This is a genomic window from Streptomyces sp. NPDC046215, from assembly GCF_040646215.1.
In the GTDB taxonomy this organism is placed as follows: domain Bacteria; phylum Actinomycetota; class Actinomycetes; order Streptomycetales; family Streptomycetaceae; genus Streptomyces; species Streptomyces stramineus.
The window spans coordinates 38,624-56,748 of sequence record NZ_JBEYZW010000024.1 but is presented as its reverse complement, the minus strand read 5'-3'; the positions used below and the strand labels follow the sequence as shown (position 1 = coordinate 56,748).

Here is an 18,125-nt window from a genome sequence, read left to right as displayed (position 1 = left end):
ACCGTAGGGCCGTGCTCGAATCAGCAGAGGGACAGACTGTCCCCCTGCCCCAAGGTGCCTCTCTACCCTGCGTTCTTCACGCCGATCGCTTCAGCCAACTGACCGGCTTCTCCGCGTAGTGCGCGCGGCGCCTTACGCCAGAGTTCGGCAGCCACAGCCCGAGCCGATGGGGTGTAACTAACGGTCTCGGTACCGATCTGGTGAGCGAGTTTCATTACGTGCAGTGCGGCTGTCCGGTCGCCGCGCTGAAGGTGGCCACGGGCGACCTCCACCCAGAGGCGGGCTCGCCGCTCGACAGAGGGCATCACGTCCGGATCGATGTCGTCAGCGAGGGAGAGGGCGTTGCCGGATGCACGGAGATCAGTGGCCACGGAGACGGCATGAAAGTCCACGTTGGCGCGTCCGAAAACGGTGGAAGGGTGGACATAGCCTGCGGGCAGGGACTTCGCGATCTGGTTTCCGATGTCCCAGAATCGCCAGGCGTCTCCCGCCCTTCCGTCCCGGGCGCACGTGACGGCGGCGTGCAGTTGCAGCGCGCCGTAGATGCCACGCCAGTCGTCCGGGGCTCCGTCCAGGTGCGGGCGGATGAGGCTTGCAGCCTCAGTGGCGACCCGCAAAGCCTCTTCCGGATACGAGGTCTCCCGGAGGATGTTGCCCATGTTCCATGCCGCTGATGCGATGGCCGCGGGGTCATCAGCCTGTTGGGCCGCAGCCATGGCGCGATCGGCGACGACCCACGCCAGCTCGGTCGGCGCGATATACGCGGTGGCCTGACCCGTGAGCCGGTACACGTCAGAGAGGACGATCAAGGCGGCTCGCCGTTCAGTGCCGTCAAGGCTCCTGGCCGCAGTCTCGGAGTCTCGGATGAGGTCTGGCAGCAGCGCTGCGACCTCGGTCCGGTTGCGCTCAGAGGTATGCCACAACCGCCAGGTCTGGTCGGTGCGTCCACGCAGGCCGGCGACATCGATCTCCCCTGCCTCGGGTGGAGTGAGGCTGCGGTTCATGACAGCTGCCCAAATGCCAGGCATGCCTGGGTGGGTGAGCCGACCCAGGGGAACGGGCTGGGCCACCTCGGAAGCCCCGCCGGTGAAGATCGACAGATCTGGCACTTGCAGAGCGGCAGCCAGGCGAAGGAGCAGGGTGTGAGAGCTGAGCTCCCGCTCACCGGTTTCGATCTTCTTCAGCCAGTCGGGTCCGCGTCCGCACAGGCCGGCAAGGACAGGCCGGGTCATTCCTCGGGATTCCCGGAGAAGCCGGATTCGTTCGCCAGTGCTGAGGTCTTCGGGGATGTCCACGGGTGCCTCCCATTGGTGCTGCCGTGCGTTTCACCCTAGGGCGCCGGCCCGTCGCAAGACAGATCTGAAGAAGCACCACTTACTGGCACTCTGGGGCTGTGCCGTACTACCTCGCGTTCTCCCCAGGCCGGGGTTCTGTCTGAGAGGATGCCGAGCCATGAGCACTCCGGAGCGCATGGCGAACCATTGGTGGTGGCGGCCGGGTTGGCGCCCGGGGCGACAGTTCTACACCTGGCATTTCACGTTCCAGGACTCCCCCGACGTCCACCGTCTCGCAGAGACGTACCGGCAGAGCCTGGCCACGGTCGGCGGGCTGGACCTCGTCCCGGACCGCTGGCTGCACCTGACGATGCAGGGACTCGGCTTCGTGGACGAGGTGGCCAAGCAGGACGTGCATCGAATTGTCGAAGCCGCCGCAGACCGGCTGAGTCGCGTGCCGGCGTTCGAACTGTCGATGGGGCACCCGGAGATTACTCCCGAAGCCATCCGCTGGGAGGCATCGCCCGGCGAGCCACCGAGGGTCGTCAGGTCTGCGATCCGAGCGGCTATCGGAGACGTCTGGCCCGAAGTGCCGGAGTCGGCAGCCGGTTTCGCTCCCCACGTTTCCCTGGCCTACAGCAATGCGGCGGGTCTGGCGGCGCCGGTGGCCCAGGCACTGGATCAAGTAAAGTCGGAGCCCGCGACAGCACGGTTGGAGGGTGTGGAGTTGATCGTGCTGAACCGTGATCGTCAGATGTACGAGTGGGAGCGATTCGCGCGCGTGCCGCTGGGCTGAGTGCCTCTCTACGGGAGCGCCCCGCCCTGAGATGGCGGGGCGGTCACGCCCGGGCCCTGTACTACCCCGACGTTCCCCCGCATCCGGTACGCACATGCAGTCGGCCGGGGTCGGCTCCCATCTGCGGGACTCGTCCGCATCGAACAACCATGCGGGACTCCGGCGCCCCGCCCGCCCCGGCGGGCACACCGCGCACCCCGGGAGCTACGGCCTGCGGCGAGGCTTACCGCGCTTGGCACCCTTGGCGCCACCGGCGCCCTTGGCCCCCTTGGCGCCAGCCGTACCGCCGGATCCGCCCCGGCCGCCCTTGCCGGCCGACTTGCCGGCCGCCGGCTTGCGCTGGGCGCCGCCCTTGTCCGGGCGCTTCTTCTTCGGCTGCGGCGGTGTCGGCGGACGGCCCCGCGTGCTGTTGACCGTCCGCCCCCGGACGATCCCGATGAACTCCTCCACCAGATCGGTCGTCTCCTCCTGCGGCCAGGACAGCGCGACCCGCGACTCGGGGGTGCCGGAGACCGGGCGGTAGGTGAGGTCCTTGCGGTGGTGCAGACGGGCGAGCGACTGCGGGACGATCAGCACGCCGACCCCCGCCGCGACCAGCTCGATCGCGTCCGCGGTCGTGGCCGGGCGCTCGATCGCGGGGCGGCCGGGGAGCCGCTCCCAGGCGAGGGTGTCGTCGAGGGGGTGCAGCACGATCTCGTCCGCCAGCTCCTCCGCGGTGATCTCCTCGACGGCCGCCACGACGTGATCCTTCGGGATCACGACCACCGTGGTCTCGGTGTAGAGGGGGATCGCGCTGAGGTCCGCCGCGTCGACCGGCAACCGGACGAAACCCGCGTCGGCGCCGCCGTCCCGCAGCACGCCGAACGCTTCCGCGGCGGGGACCCCGAGGAGGGTCAGGGGGACGTCGGGCAGCCGCTCGTTCCAGATCCGCACCCACTTGGTGGGCGTCACTCCCGGGACATACGCGAGCCGGAACGAAGGGGATTCTTCCGAGCCTGTCACCCCTCCAGGTTACCGGTCGTGGTCAGAGGTATCGCACACGCTCGCTACTCTTGACACCATGACGTCGCACCAGACCACCCAGACCATGAAGCCCGCGACCGCGGCGAAGAAGCTGGGTGTGTACCTCGAGGCCACCCCCGCCGAGTTCCAGGAGGGTGTCGTCTCGCGCAGCGAGCTCAACGCGCTGCAGGCCGATCCGCCCCAGTGGCTCCAGGACCTGCGGCGCAACGGCCCGCACCCCCGGCCGGTGGTCGCGTCGAAGCTGGGCGTCTCCATCGCGGGCCTCGCCCGCGGCGGGGTCACGGAGCCCCTCACGACGGAGCAGATCGACGCGCTGAAGAACGAGCAGCCCGAGTGGCTGCAGCGGGAGCGCGCCACGCAGGCCGAGGTCCGCAAGGAAACGGTACGCATCAAGGAGAAGCAGGCGGAGCGCGGCGAGCGCCGCCCGCGCTCCTGATCCCCGCTCGACCCCCGGATGCTGTGGGTGGTCCCCGCCGAGGCGGGGACCACCCACAGCATCCGTTTTTCCGTACCCGGGCCCCTTACGGCACCGGCTACGCGCCACGCCAGCGGTTGCGCCCGTCGGATCCGGGCCCGCAGACCATGGGGGTGCCCTTGGCGGTCACTCCCGTCGCCCCGGCCGGCGAACAGAACGAGCCGGGCCGCACCGTGCCGGCCCCGCCTCCCCCACCGCCACCGCCTGTGGACGCCGTGCCGCCCGAGGTCGACGATCCTCCCGTAGAGCCGCCGCCGCTCGTCCCGCCGTCCGGATCCGGGGCGGGCTTCCGCGTGGGTTTCGGCTCGGGCACGGGGTGCAGCCTGGTCTCACCGGCCCGTGGGCACGGCGTGCCGGGAGACACCAGGTGCAGCACCGCACCGGTACCGCCCCGTACCAGCCGGGCGCCCGCCTCGGGCTGCTGGCGGCAGACGGTCCACTGCCCGTGGCCGGCCGGCAGGCTTACGTCGCTATAGGCGCTCCGTGCCGCGACCTCGCCCTTGATCACCTTCCCGAGGCCGGCGGACGCCTGCGCGAACGTCTTCTTCAGGACACCCGGCATCACGGGATCCGTGACCGCAGACGCCGACGGGGTGGGCGAGGCGGCCGGTGAGAGCGAGGGGGACGCCGTCGCGGCCGGCGGCGACGGCGTCGGGGACCCGGCGGCGGCCGGCTTCGCCGCCCCCTTGCCCTCTTTCGCGTCGGAGGAGCCGCCGATGAGGAAGAGCAGGAACCACAGGCCGGCGGCGACGGTGGCGACAACCTTCCGGTTGCGGCGCCACGGGCTCAGCCAGACCAGCAGGATCCCGGCCGGCGGCAGGAGGACCAGCAGGGCGACGATGAGCGCCGGGTGCTGCCACCGGGGGCGCGAGGGTCTGGAGGGCATGGGAGGGACAGGGGCGAAGGGTGATGGCGAAGGGTAGGACACCGCGTCAGTATTGCCGAGTTACCCGGGTGAATACGGCGGAATTCCGTTGCCCGGCAAAGGAGTTGGCCCAGGCCCCCACCTGCCCCGTCGAAGCCGGCCGAAGCCCGTCGAAGCCCGTCGAAGCCCTCAGCGCCGGCCGGGTGGCCGTCCGCGGAATGCGCCGCCGACGGCCACCCGGCCGGGAATCTGAGAAGCGTCAGCGACCTACACCTCGGCCTTCTTCGCCGGGCGCGGGATGAAGAAGCACGCCACCATCGCCGCGGCCGCCGCCGCCAGCGTGAATTCCCAGCCGTGGTCGAAGGCCGTGACGATGTCGCCCTCGCCCGGTGTGCCGAGGAAGGCGATGAGGAGGGCGACACCCAGGACCGAGCCGACCTGGCGCGCCATCGTGACGACCGCCGAACCCGTGGAGAAGCTCTGCGGCGGCAGCGCCGACACCGCGGCGCCGACCAGGGTCGGGACGACCATGCCCACCCCGATGCCGGTGAGCAGCATGCCGGGGAGCAGGCCGGCCGCGTAGTCGTGCCCGGCGTCGAGGCGGTAGATCCACCACGCGATGCCCAGGCCGAAGAGCACACAGCCCACGGCGGAGACCGCCGCCGCGCCGAACCGCCGGATCAGCGGGCCCACGATCACCACGAAGCCGGGGACCATCAGCGGGCCGGGCGCGATGGCGAGGCCGGTCTTGAGCGGCGACCAGTGCCACACCTGCTGGCACCACAGGACCCCCGAGAGCAGCATGGCCGCGAAGGCCACCGCGAACAGGAGGTTCGCGAAGGTCGCCGGGCCCACGGCGGGCACCCGCAGGAGCGGCAGCGGCAGGATCGGCGAGGGGTGGCGCGCGGAGCTGTAGACGAACAGGGCGAGCAGGGCCGCCGCGGCCACCAGGCAACCGATGACCTGCGCCGAGGCCCAGCCCCAGTCCTCGCTCTTGACCAGGCCCAGGGCCAGGACGGCGATGCCCAGGGTGAGCAGCACCGCGCCCGCGAGGTCGAGCTTGTCGGTGGTGGCGCGGGCGGGCGTGCGGGGCAGCACCCGGGCGCCGACGACGAGGGCGAAGACGCCGATGGGCAGGTTGACGAGGAAGACCCAGCGCCAGTCGAGCTCGGTGAGCAGCCCGCCGGCCACCGGGCCGAGGGCGGCGGCCAGGCCGCTGATGGCGGTCCAGCCGCGCACCGCGCCGACCCGCTTCTCGGGCGGGGCCGCCGCGAGGAGGAGGCCCAGCGACGCCGGGATCAGCAGCGCCGCGCCGACGGCCTGCACCACGCGGGCCGCGACCAGGACCCACACCCCGGGCGCGACCGCGCACGCGGCGGAGGCGACGGTGAAGACGGCGATACCGATCAGGTACGCCTGGCGGGGGCTGGTGCGGTCCGCGAGGCTGCCGGCGGGGATCAGCAGCGCGGCGAAGATCACGGCGTAGGCGTTGAGGATCCACGACAGCGACGCCAGCGAGGACCCGGAGAACTGGGCGCCGATGTCCGGCAGGGCGACATTGACGATGAACATGTCGAGGTTGGACATCGCGACCCCGGCCACAACAACGGCGAACACTGAGCCGAAGCTTGACCGCTTCGTCGCACTGCCCGCCGCTCGGCCAGCGGCAGTCTGAGTCATCGCTGCTCCTCATGAGTGAGTTGGTTTTTCCAACTCGCTTGAGCATACAGCTGTTCCGGAGGGTTACCCGCCCCTTGCTGTGAGGCGTCACCCACACTTCACGGGGAGGCGGTCGAACCCGCGCTGGACCAACTGGTCGCGGAAGGTCGGCTCCCCGGCGAGCGCGAGGGCGGGGAAGCGGCGCAGCACCGCGGGCAGCGCGATCTCCGACTGCATCCGGGCCAGGCCGGCCCCCAGGCAGAAGTGGGCTCCGCCGCTGAGGGTCAGCGCGTGGTTGCCGCTGCGGTAGGGGTCGAAGCGGCCGGGGTCGGTGAAGCGGCGCGGGTCGCGGTTGCCGGCGGCGATCAGGAGGGTGACCTTCGTGCCGGCGGTGAGCGGGACGCCGAAGAATTCGAGGTCCGTGGCGGCCATGCGGTTGAGCGCCTGGGCCGCCGGGTCGAAGCGGAGCGTCTCCTCGATGTAGCCGGGGGCGAGGGAGGGGTCCTCGCGGAGGGCGTCGGCGTGCTCGGGGTGGGCGACGGCCAGCCGCACGGCGTTGGCGATGAGGTCCATGGGGGCCTCGGTGCCGGCGACGAGGAGCAGCATGAAGTTGGCGATGAGCTCCTCCTCGCTGAGCTCGCCCCGCTCGTCGCGGGCCCGCGTCATCTCGCTGACCATGTCGTCGGCGGGCTCGGCGCGGCGCTTGGCGGCCAGGTCGGTGAAGTACTCGGCCATCCAGTCCATCCCGGCGTCGCCCTGGTCGAGCTGGGCGAGGTCCCTGATGGGTTCCAGGGCGGTGGTGATGGCGCCGACGGGCCCGCGGAAGCTCGGCCAGTCCTCCTTGGGGATTCCCAGCATGTGGCCGACGACGGCCATCGGCACCTGGAAGGCGAACTCGGCCATGAAGTCCACCGGTTCGCCGTCGGCGCCGGTCTCCGCCAGCCGGTCCACCAGCTCGGTTATCAGCTTCTCCACGACGGGGCGCAGCTCGGCGATGCGCCGCGGGGTGAAGGCGACGCTGAAGAACCGCCGGTAGCGCTCGTGGTCAGGGGAGTTGCTGAAGAGCATGTTCTTGGTGAGCCACACCCACGAGGAGTGCTCGCGCCAGCCGGGCATCATCCGGTCCTGGACCGGGCCGTCCGTCGAGAGCAGCCCCGGTTCGCGCAGGGCGCGGAAGCACTCGGCGTGGCCGGTGACCACCACTTGGTCCGGGCCGAGCCGCAGCAGCGGCCCGTACGCGCGCAGGGCCTCGTACAGGGGGTACGGGTCGCGCTTGCCCTCCGGCGTCATCAGCGTCATCATCGCCGTGCCGGGGTCCATCACCGATGTGCTCATGAGTCGTTCTCCTGTTCAAAGCTTCCGGGCGGACGGGTGTGCGGGGAGTCCGCCGGCTCTACAGCGGGGCCATCACGAAGTCCTCCTTGACGGCACCGCAGTCCGGGCACTCCCAGGTGTCCGGTATGTCTTCCCAGGGCGTGCCAGGTGCGATGCCCTCCTCGGGCAGGCCGAGTGCCTCGTAGTACACCCAGCCGCACACCAGGCACATCCATGCCCTTTTCCCGATGTCCTCGCTCACGGGATGGTCTCTCCAGTCCTTGTTCCGTGTTCGGCGACGAACGCGGAGACGGCGCTTTTCACTTCGGGGGACATGAGGATCCCCATGTGGCCGCGGCCCGGGGTCCGCTGGAGCCGCACGTCGCGCAGCCCCTCGGCGATGGCCTCGGCCTCGCAGATGGGGACGACCGGGTCGTCGGGGTCGTGCAGGGCCAGGACCGGGATGTCGAGCGCGCGGCCGAGGCCCACGACGTCCCAGTGGCTGACGGGTACGCCGTTGCGGCGGTGCAGTTCGCGGTAGACGCGGTCGACGGTGGAGCGGGACAGGCGCAGTTCGTCCCGTGACCACCGCTCCAGGACGGCGGTGAGGGTGCAGGTCGGTGCGACCAGCGTGATGCAGTCGACCCGCTCCTCGGGCCGCGCGGCCACGGCGCCGATCGCGGCGATGGACCCGAGGGAGTGCGCGACGACCACCCGGGCCCCGCCGAGGGAGTCCAGGGCGGCCCGTACGGCCACCGTGTACTGGGTCATCGTCGCCTGCTTGCCCTTCGATACCCCGTGTGCGGGGGCGTCGAAGGCCGCGACGCGGTAGCCGAGCTCCCGCAAGGGGGTGATGAGGGAGTACATGCTGGTGCTGTCGGCGCCCCAGCCGTGGACGAGGAGCGCGGTGGGGCCGTCGTCGCCCCACAGGTAGCCGCCGCTCACGTCGGGGTTGCCCTCGATGGCGAAGCGGCGGGCCCCCAGGGGCAGGACGTTGTCCGGCCGGGTGCCCAGCGCGCGGGTGCGGGAGAAGACGTCGGTGGCCCAGCGGCCGCCGACGCCCGGCAGCAGGGTGCCGGCGGCCGCGTGGGCGAACCTCCTCAGGGCGAGCGGTGTCATGACGGGGTCTTCACGGACACCGGCCGGGCATCCACCGGGCCGATCTTCGTGCGGGAGAAGTCGGTGTAGAAGCCCGACTCCGTGTCGTAGAAGTGCAGCCGCCGGATGATCTTCGCCAGCTGGCCGACCTTGACGCGCTCCTCGCGGACCATGCCCGGGTACGCGTCCTTCAGCGCCTGCTGGGCCTTGCGCAGGTTGTAGAAGGGGACGACCGGGGCGACGTGGTGGGCCGTGTGGATGGAGATGTTGTGGGTGAGGAACAGCAGCCACTTGGGGTACACGAAGTCGGTGGTCACCAGCAGCCGGCTGGCGTTGCGCGTCCAGTGCTCATTGGTGAGGTACGGGATGTCGCTGGAGCTGTGGTGCATCAGGGTCGTCGCGCTGAACCAGGCGTGAGTGGCGAGCCACGGGGCGACGAAGTAGATGAGGAAGCCCGTCACTCCGGTGAAGTAGACCAGCGGCACGAAGTACAGGACGCACACGGCCAGGACGAAGGCCATCGAGCGGCGGACGTCGCGGCGCGCCTCCCGCTTGGGGAAGTAGCCGGGGCGGAAGCCCGACTCCCGCCAGTAGTTGATGGTGCCGCCCCAGAAGGCCCAGGTGCGGGTCCCGTGATAGATGACCTTCTCGTGGAAGGGCATCCGGTCGTACAGGGCCGCCGGGACGGGCCGCCAGTCCGTGTCCAGCTCAAGGTTGTTGGTGTGGCTGTGGTGCAGGTTGTGGACGTGCCGCCAGGCGTGGAAGGGGTAGATCAGCGGCAGCAGCGCCACATGGCCGATCGCGAAGTTGAACTTGCGCGAGCGGGAGAACGAACCGTGCCCGCAGTCGTGGGCGATGCAGTGCAGCCCCCAGCCGCCCAGGCCGGCGACCACCCACAGCGGTATCCACAGGGCCCAGTGCGGGGAGAAGGCGATGCCGACGATCGCGCCGATGTACAGCGCCCAGCTGACGGCGAAGCCGAGGAGGCCGCGGCCCACGCGGGGTTCGAAGTAATCCTTCGGGATGGCCGCCTGGAGGCGTTCGCCCTCAAGCTGCTCGGACTTGCGGAGGAATTCCTGGAAGTGTTCGTCGGGAGCCGACGGGAAGTTGTACGCGGCCATCGTCTCTCTCCCTTTCAGCCGGTCCGGTCGGACAGCCTGAGTTCCTGCGCCAGGTAGCGGCTCAGGTCGTCGATGGTCTGGTGCTCGTAGAGCAGACCGGGCGAGAGCCGGCGCTCGACGATCTTCTCCAGGGAGCCGGAGACCTGGACGGCGACGCGGGAGTCCAGGCCGTATGCCTCGAAGGACTTCCGGGTATCGATGTCGGAGGGCGACACCTCGATCCGCTGGGCCAGGTGGTCGACCAGCCACTGCCGGAGGGACTCCTCCGTGAGCGGGCCGGTGAGCTGGGCTTCCTTCTTGCGTCCGAACATGTGTGGGTAACGCTCCTGCCGGAATATCGGGGGTCGGGTTGTCTCAGGGGAGCCCGGCGGGCCGGGAGGTGCCCGCGGGGCCGGTGCCGGAAGCCCTCAGGCGGCCGTCTTCATGGCCCGTTTCCTGGCGATGGTCGCCCGGTCGGGCTCGCGCAGGTCCCAGACGACGCCGGCCTTGCCCAGGCCGAAGAGCAGCCAGCCGCTCAGGTCCGGCTCCCACCACGTCACGCCGTGGCGGTACGAGCCGGGGAAGGCGTGGTGGTTGTTCTGGAGCCCCTCGCCGAAGGTGAAGGCGGCGACGGGCCAGTTGTTGGCGCTGCGGTCCTGGTTGTCGAACGGGCGGCTGCCGATGGCGTGGCAGATCGAACCGACGCACCAGGCGGCCTGGTTGGCGACGAAGATGCGGGCGAAGCCACCGAAGACCAGGCCGGTCAGCAGCGACATCGGGGTCTGCTCGACGGCGAAGCCGATGACGGCCGGGATCAGCAGGCCGGTGAGGACCCAGACCGGGTAGGTGCGGTGGTACCACATCAGCCGGCGGTCGCGCAGGACGTCCGGGGCGAAGACGGTCCACTTCGACGTCTCGTCGCTGAGCATCCAGGGCATGTGGGCGTACCACAGGCCGCGCATCCGGGCCTTGAGGCTCCAGCCGTGCAGGTTGGGCGAGTGCGGGTCGCCCTCGCGGTCGCTGAAGCGGTGGTGGCGGCGGTGGGTCGTCACCCAGAACATCAGGGGCCCCTGGGCGCCCATCGAACCGGTGATCATCATGACGCCCTGGAACACGGGCGAGGTCTTGAACGCCTTGTGCGAGAGGTAGCGGTGGAAGCCGATGGTGATGCCGCCCATGTGCACGAAATACATCACGACGAACAGGACCATGTCCGTGGTCGTGAAGTTTCCGGTCCACAGGAAGTAGACGGCCGCGACGGTACCCAGCAGCGGCAGCAACATCGTGGTCAGGGCGGAGAAGCGTTTGATGCGGCGGCTGGCGGGGTCGAGTTTGACGATCGCCGCCGCGAGGGGGTCAGCTGTTGCCGAGGACACGGGAGCCACTCCTTTTCTGTGCGGGTTCTCACTCCGGGCTGGTGCTACTCCGGCCGTGCGCGTTGGGGGTATCGGACGTTGTGGACCAGGCCCAGGACGTCCAGGAGCCGGATGAACCCTCCCGCGATGTCGATCTGCCAGAACGTGTGCCGGTTGTGGGCCAGGGCGGGCTTGGCGTGATGGTTGTTGTGCCAGGAGCCGCCGACGGAGAACGCGGCGAGCGAGGCCACGTTGCGGCTGTTGTCGCGTGTCCGGTGCGGCCGGTTGCCGAGCGTGTGGCCGATGGAGTTGACGCTCCACGTCACGTGGTCGAGGAGGAAGATCCGCGCCAGGCCGCCCCACAGGAGGCCGCCGGCCGCGCCGCGGGCGGTGCCGCCGGTCAGCGCCCATCCGAGCAGGGCGGGCAGGGCCAGGCCCAGCAGGACCCAGACGAAGTAGTACTCGTTGATCTTCATGACGAGCCGGTTCTTCATCAGGTCCGGTACGTACTTGCTCCAGTTCTGCCGGCGGACGGTGAACAGCCAGCCGACGTGGCCGTGCCACAGGCCGCGGGCCCGGGGGAACCGGCGGCCGTCCTCACGGGGCCGCGGCGAGTGCGGGTCGCCGTCGCGGTCGGTGAAGGCGTGGTGCTGGCGGTGGGTGGCCACCCAGAAGACGACGGGGCCCTGGGCGGCCATGCTCCCGGCGATGCCCCAGAACGCGGTGACGCCGGGCTTGGCCGCGAAGGACAGGTGGGAGAAGAAGCGGTGGAAGCCGCCCTCCACCCCCAGCGAGGTCAGCAGGTACATGCCGACGAGCAGGCCGATGTCGACGGCGGTGAAGCCGTAGGTGAAGGCGAACACCACCGCTCCGGCGAACCCGAGGGTGGGCACCCCCACGGTGAGGTACGCCAGCCTGCGGGCGGAGGCGTCGGTGTCCGGCGCCGCGGCCGGGGCGCCCGGGGAGGCGGCGGCCGGGGTGCCGGGTGAGGTCTCGGGCGAAGCCTCGGGGGAAGTCTCGGGGGAAACAGTCATGGTGGGCTCCCGTCACCGCACGGACAGCGGCTCGTCGTCGGTGGCCAGGGCCAGCTTCTTCAGCGATCCCTGGACGTAGGCCTTCCGTGTCGCGTTCCGGCGGACCTTGCCGCTGGTTGTCATGGGGATCGCGCCGACCGGCCCGACGTGCACATCGGCCGGCCGGACGCCGTGCTCGGCGGTCACCGAGGCGATCACCGCCTCCAGCACCTCGTCGATCTCCAGCGCCAGTTGCCGGGCGGTGCCGCGGAACTCGGTCACCACGACCAGGTCCTCGCCGCTCTCGCCGGCCACGGAGAACACGGCGGAACCGCGCAGCTTCCCGTGGGCCCCTTGAACGGTGCGCTCGATGTCCTGCGGGTAGAGATTGCGGCCGGCGATGACGATGAGGTCCTTGAGGCGCCCGGTGATGAAGAGCTCCCCGTCGAGCAGGAAGCCGAGGTCGCCGGTCCGCAGGAAGGTGCGTTCATTTTCCGAACCCGCCAGGTGGGCGGTGAAGGTCTCCGCGGTCGGTCCCGGCCTGCCCAGGTAGCCCTGGGCGACGTTCGGGCCGCTGACCCAGACCTCGCCGACGTGACCGGTTTCCACCGGACGACGGCTCTCCGGATCGACGATGACGACCTCGTGCCCCTCGGCGACGGCGCCGCAGCTGACGATTCGCGCCACCCCGTCCGTCCCGGGGGCCTCGGTGCGGCGCACCAGACCGTTCTCCAGGGCGGCCTTGTCCAGCCGTTCGGTGCGCACCGCGGTGCCCGTGGCCTTGCCCGACACGTACAGGGTCGCCTCGGCCAGGCCGTAGCAGGGGATGAGCGCGGTCTCGTCGTAGCCGCACGCCGCGAACCGTTCGAGGAAGGCGTCCATCGTGGCCCGGGAGACGGGCTCGGATCCGCAGAAGACCTGCCGCAGGCTGCCGAGGTCCAGGGTGGCCAGCTCCTCGTCCGTCACACTGGTCGTGCACAGGTCAAACGCAAAGTTGGGACCGACCGAGATGGTCACCTTGTGGTCGGTGACGGCCTTGAGCCAGCGGTAGGGCTGCTGGACGAAGTGCGCCGGGGACATCAGCACCAGGGGCCAGCCGCCGTGGACCGCGAGCATGATCGTGCCCATCAGGCCCATGTCGTGGTACGGCGGCAGCCAGGTGCAGCCGACGCGGTCCGGCTCGTACCCCATGTTCTCTTCGAGGGCCACGCAGTTGCTCACGAGGTTGTCGTGGCTGAGCACGATCCCCTTGGGGTCCCCGGTGGAACCGGAGGTGTACTGCAACAGCGCCGGCTCGGTCACCGGAACCCGCGGCGCCTCGGGTCCGGGCTCGCCGTCGAAGAACGCGTCGTCGACGAACATCCACCCCGGGCGGGCCACCCCCGCGGGAAGCTCCGCCTCGAACTGCTCGACCCGCTTGGCCAGGCGGGTGTCGGCGATGATCACCTCGGGCGCGCAGTCCTCGACGATCGAGGCGAAGCGCGCCACGGCCCGCTTGCCGGTCGGCGGGAAGGAGGGCACCGCCGTGGCGCCGGCCTGGAAGATCCCGAAGAGGGCCGCGACGTAGTGCAGGCCGGGGTCCAGGGCCAGGACGACGCGGCGCCCGGTGGCCTGCCGGCGGAGCAGCTCCGCGGCGACGCGGCCGGCGTGGGCGGCCAGGTCCTGGTAGCTCCAGTCCACGGCCGTCTCGCTCGTGCCGTCGGGCAGGAAGCGGAACGCCAACTGCCGTGGCAGGGCGGCCCGGTAGTCGAGTATTGCGGGCAAGGACGTGGGCAACGACGTGCGAGCCCACCCTGCTTTGTGATCCACAGTGCCCCCGATGTTCCGGATCCCGTGACCGGGATCCGCGTTCCGTTGGTGGTTCCCGCGCGCCCGCGGTGACGTCAGCCCGCGCGGACGACGCGGAGCTGCCGGGCCGAGCCCAGGTGGGTGCCGTCCGGGCCCCAGGCGTCGAGCTGCTCGTCCACCCACCCGTCGGCGCTCGCCGAGCGCGTCGTGGCGCGCAGCAGGATCCACGGCGAGGCGGCGCGGACGAGGTTCGCGCTGGGCCGGACGGTGAGTTCGACCGTGGGTACCGCGGCCAGCGTCGAGAGCACCGCCGCGTAGGACGGTGCCAGTGCGTCCATCAGGAAAATGAAACGCGCGGTGTCCGGGGGCTCTTCGTCCCCCAGGAGGCGTATCCACGCGGTGAGTTCCGGCTCGGCGCCGCCGCTGTAAGGGCGGGCGGTGCCGACCGGGCGGATCTCCATGTATGCGGAAATCGGCACGAACTCCGGGGGAATGGCGAAAATTTCGCATTCCTCGGGCGGCGGTGCCACCGGGGCGGCCGGTGCGAAGGGCTGCCAGGTGGACGGTGCGGGCGTCCCGTGGACCGCCGTGGCGTCCACGTGAATTCCCTTGCCGGACACCGCGCGGGCGGCGCATACCGTGATGCTCCGCCCGGCCCGGATCTTCGAGGTCTCCACCCGGAACTCCGCGCCGATGGGACGGTCGAAGCGCGCGGTGACGCTTTGCAGCGGAAGTCCGGCCGCCTCGCCCCGCATTGCCGAGGTCAGGAGTGCGAGAGCGAGGCCGCCGTGGAATCCGCCGAAGCCGTTCAGGTGTGTTCCGGCGTCGATGGGCTCTCCTGCGGGCTTTCGCAGGAGAGCCAGGGGGGACACCGGTGTCGTGGTGTTCGTCATGTGTTCACCGCTCTCACCCGTGGCCGGCGGTTGCTGCCGGGACCGGCGAACACCGTGCAGTGGCGGAGCCTGATCGTCGACAACAGGCCAGTCATTGTGTGGAGTTGGATCACGTGTTTGACCGTAGAAGGGCCGCGCGTCAGCTAGCAAGCAAATATTTTTGTGACCCGCGTCACGAAACTCCGAACCCTCGAAACGGCGTGACGTTCAACACTCGACGACCGCACCGCAGTGGGTTGCGAAGGCCGACACGGCCGGAGATAGTCTCACCGCGAGTAGCTCACGTTCTGGCTTGGGGGGGCCTGTATGCGCGGCACGACAAGGGTCACAGCGGATCACACATCCCTGGGTGAAAACCCGGCGCCGCAATGTATTCACAGGCCCGATCCGGCCTTTCCCCTTCTCCTTATGGCCTGTTGTCGGCTGTGAGCCGACCATGAGCCGATCATGACCTCGATGTGGGCGCCCTGCGCCGCGGTGGCCCGGAAGGCCGGATTCCGACGGCCTTCTCTGTTACCGCAGTTGTCCCTCGATATCTCTGTTACTCCAGCGACGCGGAATGTTTACGTCCGCCCGGGCTCGCGTGATTTCACGCAATGGACGAACACGGTGCGTGCCATCCGGCGGACCGTGGACAAAGCCGCCCCTTCTGTCAATGCCACCGGGCCCGGATCCCGTTAGTGGTGTGAACGCACGTCCCCGCAGATCCACCGAGACGGCCGCGCGAGGCCCAGCAACCAGGACGGACCGAGGTTGGTATTGCCATGCAGATACAGCGAACTGCCGAACAGGGCGTAGGGATTCTGGGGATCGGGGCGTACCGTCCGCACCGGGTCGTGACCAATGACGAGGTGGCCGCCCGCACCGGCCGTACGGCGGAGTGGATCCAACGCCGTACCGGCATCGTGGAGCGCCGCTACGCCGCCGCCGACGAGGGCGTGGTGGAGATGGCGGTGGAGGCCGCGCGGAAGGCGGCCGCCGACGCCGGGGTCGAGCCCGACCGGCTCGACGCGGTCGTGCTGGCCTCCATGTCCAACTTGCGGCAGAGCCCCGGCGCCTCGACCGAGATCGCCCACCGGCTCGGCACCCGGGCCCCGGCGGCCTTCGACCTCAACGCGGCGTGCGCGGGGTTCTGCTACGGCCTGGCGCTGGCGGCGTCGATGGTGCGCGACGGCTCCGCCCGGTACGTGGTCGTGATCGGCTCCGACAAGATGACCGACATCGTCGACCCCGAGGACCCCTCGGCGGCCATCCTGTTCGCCGACGGGGCGGGGGCGATGGTGGTGGGCCCGGCCGAGGAGACGGGCATCGGCCCGGTGGTCTGGGGGTCCGACGGCAGCCGGGGCGACCTCATCGCCCACTCGGCCGACTGGCTGGGCTACCGCGACGACCCCGGCGCCGGCTGGCCCACCATGCGCATGGCCGGGCCCGAGGTGTTCCGCTGGGCCATCGAGGAGATGCCCAAGGTGGCCCGCCGGGCCCTCGACGCCGCGGGCGTGAGCCCGTCCGACCTCGACGCGTTCGTCCCCCACCAGGCCAATCTGCGGATCATCGGCACCGTCGCCGAGCGGCTCGCCCTGCCGCCGCACGTCGTGGTGGCCCAGGACGTGGTGCACGCGGGCAACACCTCCGCCGCCTCCGTGCCGCTCGCCGTGGCCCGGCTGCGCGAATCGGGCGCCGTCGGCAGCGGCGGCCTCGCGCTGTTCCTCGGGTTCGGGGCCGGGCTCACCTGGGGGGCCCAGGTCGTCCGCCTTCCCTGACGCCCGTCAAGACTGCGTACGGACGGTGAATGCGGTCACCCGCACCGTCGTTCAGCGCATTCCGGCCAGGACGGCCGGCTGTCAGCCTACTGTCGACAAGGGGTTCACCCGCCCGGTGGCCCCGGAGCTGACGCCACCCGCGCGGGCCCGAACCGGGCCCGTGCCCAGGCCCGTACGAAGGCAAGGAACGACATGAGCTCACGGCCACCGCACGCGCCGGACCAGCCCGCCACCGCGTCCCGGCTCCCGGATGTACCGGAACCGGCCACACCGGAGCCGCCGCCCTTTGTCCACCTCGGCCCCGGAACCCTCACGTCCGCGCTCGCCGGCATCGCCCCCGAACGCCTCGGCGAGTTCACCGGGTCCTGGCACGACCTGCCGGCCGACACCCATCTGAACACCGCGTCCCCCTACCGCTTCCGCCGTTACGGCACCTTCCGCTTCACCGGTGGTCACCTGGCTCCGCTTCCGCACGGCGTCTTCTTCCAGGACCGGTCGGTGAACAAGGTGCACGGCGGGGTGCCGCGCCTGTTCGCGCCGCTGCGCGAGGACGTGGCGCGGGGCGAGGTCCTGCGCACGCTCGTACGGACCCTCTGGGACCACCTGCCGGGCCCGCGTGCCGGGATCGACACCTGCGGGGTCCACCAGATCCGGGTCACCGCCACCGCCGGCGCCGAGGGCCACCCCGCCCCGGAGGGCGTCCACCAGGACGGGCACTGCTACGTAGCCCAGGTCCTCATCCGCCGCCAGGACGTCCGGGGCGCCGAGTCGTGCCTGTACGACCTGCGCGAACAGCCCGTCCACCGGGCCGTGCTCACCCGGCCCCTGGAGACCGTCGTCCTCGACGACCGCCGCGTCCTGCACGGCGTCTCCCCCATCCGCCCCGCCCCGGGCACCGACTTCGGCACCCGGGACATGCTTCTCGTCGACTTCTTCACCGGCTAGGAGCGTGGGTCAGTAACGGACCAATCGTCGGACGGGCCGAGGTGGTCCCGGAGGGCGCGCCGGCCGGTGTCGGTGAGAACGACGGCGCGGCTGGTGCCGATCTGAGTGATCCAGTCGGAGTCGAAGGCATGCCGGCATACGGCGGCACCGACGGTGCCGGCCAGGTGGGGGCGGCGTTCTGTCCAGTCCAGGCATGAGCGGACAGGCGGACGCCGCTTGTCGGGCGGAAGGGTGATGCCGAGCTCGTTCAGCCAGGCGGTCCCGTTGCCGGTGAGCGTCAGTCCATGCTCCCAGTCGAGTAGTCCCCGATCGGTCATGGCCGTGGTGATCGCGACCCCGAGGGCGCCGGCGAGGTGGTCGTAGCAAGTGCGGGCGCGGGCCAGCGCCCGGCTGCGGTTGACAGCCGGCAGTGAGTGGGGCGGGGTGGGTCGTAGAGGCGCCATTGAGGCAAGGTTCTCGATCAGTTCCGCCGTGGCGGGGTCGGCCAGGCGAACGTAGCGATGACGGCCCTGACGCTCCTGTGCCAGCAATCCTCCGGCGACAAGGAGGTTCAAGTGCTCAGTCGCAGTCGAGGCGGCCACCCCGGCATGGCGGGCCAACTCGGTCGCGGTCCAGGCCCGGCCGTCCAGCAGCGCGAGGCAGAATCCTGCGCGGGTGTTGTCGGCCAGGAGACCGGCCAGGGCGGCCAGGTCCGGGCCTTCGGCATGCGCGTCACGGTTGTTCATCACCGTCCATCATCCACCGGGGATCCTTCGGCGCGCGCCGAA

The 18,125-nt window shown here is 70.6% G+C and carries 18 protein-coding genes; 4 read left to right on the top strand and 14 right to left on the bottom strand.

Going from position 1 to position 18,125, the window contains the following annotated elements:
• Positions 1 to 62 precede the first annotated feature (62 nt).
• A complete protein-coding gene (locus ABZ951_RS13525) occupies positions 63 to 1,295 on the bottom strand; it encodes a helix-turn-helix transcriptional regulator (protein ID WP_344089813.1) in 1,233 nt (410 codons plus the stop codon).
• A 157-nt stretch (positions 1,296 to 1,452) separates the two neighbouring features.
• On the opposite strand from ABZ951_RS13525, the gene ABZ951_RS13520 reads away from it, so the two are divergent.
• Positions 1,453 to 2,070, top strand: a complete 618-nt coding sequence (locus tag ABZ951_RS13520; RefSeq protein WP_344089814.1) for a 2'-5' RNA ligase family protein — start codon at positions 1,453 to 1,455, stop codon at positions 2,068 to 2,070.
• A gap of 204 nt (positions 2,071 to 2,274) precedes the next feature.
• On the opposite strand, the gene ABZ951_RS13515 is transcribed toward ABZ951_RS13520, so the two are convergent.
• On the bottom strand, positions 2,275 to 3,072 hold the full coding sequence (locus ABZ951_RS13515; RefSeq protein WP_344089815.1) for a LysR family substrate-binding domain-containing protein: 798 nt from the start codon (positions 3,070 to 3,072) through the stop codon (positions 2,275 to 2,277).
• 58 nt (positions 3,073 to 3,130) lie between these two features.
• Here ABZ951_RS13515 and ABZ951_RS13510 point away from each other — a divergent pair, with 58 nt between their 5' ends.
• The gene (locus tag ABZ951_RS13510; RefSeq protein WP_344089816.1) at positions 3,131 to 3,529 is read left to right on the top strand and encodes a DUF5997 family protein; all 399 of its coding nucleotides are present in this window, start codon (positions 3,131 to 3,133) and stop codon (positions 3,527 to 3,529) included.
• Between the two features lie 97 nt (positions 3,530 to 3,626).
• On the opposite strand, the gene ABZ951_RS13505 is transcribed toward ABZ951_RS13510, so the two are convergent.
• The 11 genes from ABZ951_RS13505 to ABZ951_RS13455 form a co-directional block, all read right to left on the bottom strand.
• Entirely contained in the window at positions 3,627 to 4,454 is an 828-nt protein-coding gene (locus ABZ951_RS13505; protein WP_344089818.1) for a hypothetical protein, read from the bottom strand.
• 246 nt (positions 4,455 to 4,700) lie between these two features.
• Entirely contained in the window at positions 4,701 to 6,050 is a 1,350-nt protein-coding gene (locus tag ABZ951_RS13500; RefSeq protein WP_344089820.1) for an MFS transporter, read from the bottom strand.
• Positions 6,051 to 6,200: 150 nt separating this feature from the next.
• Positions 6,201 to 7,427, bottom strand: a complete 1,227-nt coding sequence (locus ABZ951_RS13495) for a cytochrome P450 (RefSeq protein ID WP_344089821.1) — start codon at positions 7,425 to 7,427, stop codon at positions 6,201 to 6,203.
• A gap of 58 nt (positions 7,428 to 7,485) precedes the next feature.
• On the bottom strand, positions 7,486 to 7,638 hold the full coding sequence (locus ABZ951_RS13490; protein ID WP_344089896.1) for a rubredoxin: 153 nt from the start codon (positions 7,636 to 7,638) through the stop codon (positions 7,486 to 7,488).
• Positions 7,639 to 7,664: 26 nt separating this feature from the next.
• The gene (locus tag ABZ951_RS13485) at positions 7,665 to 8,525 is read right to left on the bottom strand and encodes an alpha/beta fold hydrolase (protein WP_344089823.1); all 861 of its coding nucleotides are present in this window, start codon (positions 8,523 to 8,525) and stop codon (positions 7,665 to 7,667) included.
• On the bottom strand, positions 8,522 to 9,625 hold the full coding sequence (locus tag ABZ951_RS13480) for a fatty acid desaturase (protein ID WP_344089824.1): 1,104 nt from the start codon (positions 9,623 to 9,625) through the stop codon (positions 8,522 to 8,524). Before ABZ951_RS13480 ends, ABZ951_RS13485 begins: the two co-directional genes overlap by 4 nt.
• Before the next feature lie 14 nt (positions 9,626 to 9,639).
• Positions 9,640 to 9,936: an acyl carrier protein gene (locus tag ABZ951_RS13475; RefSeq protein ID WP_344089825.1), complete on the bottom strand. Its 297-nt coding sequence runs from the start codon at positions 9,934 to 9,936 to the stop codon at positions 9,640 to 9,642.
• Between the two features lie 96 nt (positions 9,937 to 10,032).
• Positions 10,033 to 10,980 carry a fatty acid desaturase gene (locus tag ABZ951_RS13470; RefSeq protein WP_344089827.1) on the bottom strand — a complete coding sequence of 316 codons (948 nt, stop codon included), beginning with the start codon at positions 10,978 to 10,980 and terminating at the stop codon, positions 10,033 to 10,035.
• Between the two features lie 44 nt (positions 10,981 to 11,024).
• On the bottom strand, positions 11,025 to 11,993 hold the full coding sequence (locus ABZ951_RS13465) for an acyl-CoA desaturase (RefSeq protein WP_344089828.1): 969 nt from the start codon (positions 11,991 to 11,993) through the stop codon (positions 11,025 to 11,027).
• 12 nt (positions 11,994 to 12,005) lie between these two features.
• Positions 12,006 to 13,736, bottom strand: coding sequence for a fatty acyl-AMP ligase (locus ABZ951_RS13460; RefSeq protein ID WP_344089829.1), 1,731 nt, complete (start codon positions 13,734 to 13,736; stop codon positions 12,006 to 12,008).
• Positions 13,737 to 13,855: 119 nt separating this feature from the next.
• The gene (locus tag ABZ951_RS13455; protein WP_344089830.1) at positions 13,856 to 14,653 is read right to left on the bottom strand and encodes a thioesterase family protein; all 798 of its coding nucleotides are present in this window, start codon (positions 14,651 to 14,653) and stop codon (positions 13,856 to 13,858) included.
• A 764-nt stretch (positions 14,654 to 15,417) separates the two neighbouring features.
• Between ABZ951_RS13455 and ABZ951_RS13450 the strand changes: the two genes are divergently transcribed.
• Complete coding sequence (locus ABZ951_RS13450; protein WP_344089831.1) at positions 15,418 to 16,413, top strand: beta-ketoacyl-ACP synthase III; 996 nt, start codon at positions 15,418 to 15,420, stop codon at positions 16,411 to 16,413.
• 192 nt (positions 16,414 to 16,605) lie between these two features.
• Positions 16,606 to 17,358: a 2OG-Fe dioxygenase family protein gene (locus ABZ951_RS13445; protein ID WP_344089832.1), complete on the top strand. Its 753-nt coding sequence runs from the start codon at positions 16,606 to 16,608 to the stop codon at positions 17,356 to 17,358.
• Here the strand turns inward: ABZ951_RS13445 and ABZ951_RS13440 are convergent.
• Positions 17,355 to 18,083: a helix-turn-helix domain-containing protein gene (locus ABZ951_RS13440; RefSeq protein WP_344089834.1), complete on the bottom strand. Its 729-nt coding sequence runs from the start codon at positions 18,081 to 18,083 to the stop codon at positions 17,355 to 17,357. The two genes, ABZ951_RS13445 and ABZ951_RS13440, sit on opposite strands and share 4 nt — an antisense overlap.
• Positions 18,084 to 18,125: the final 42 nt, after the last annotated feature.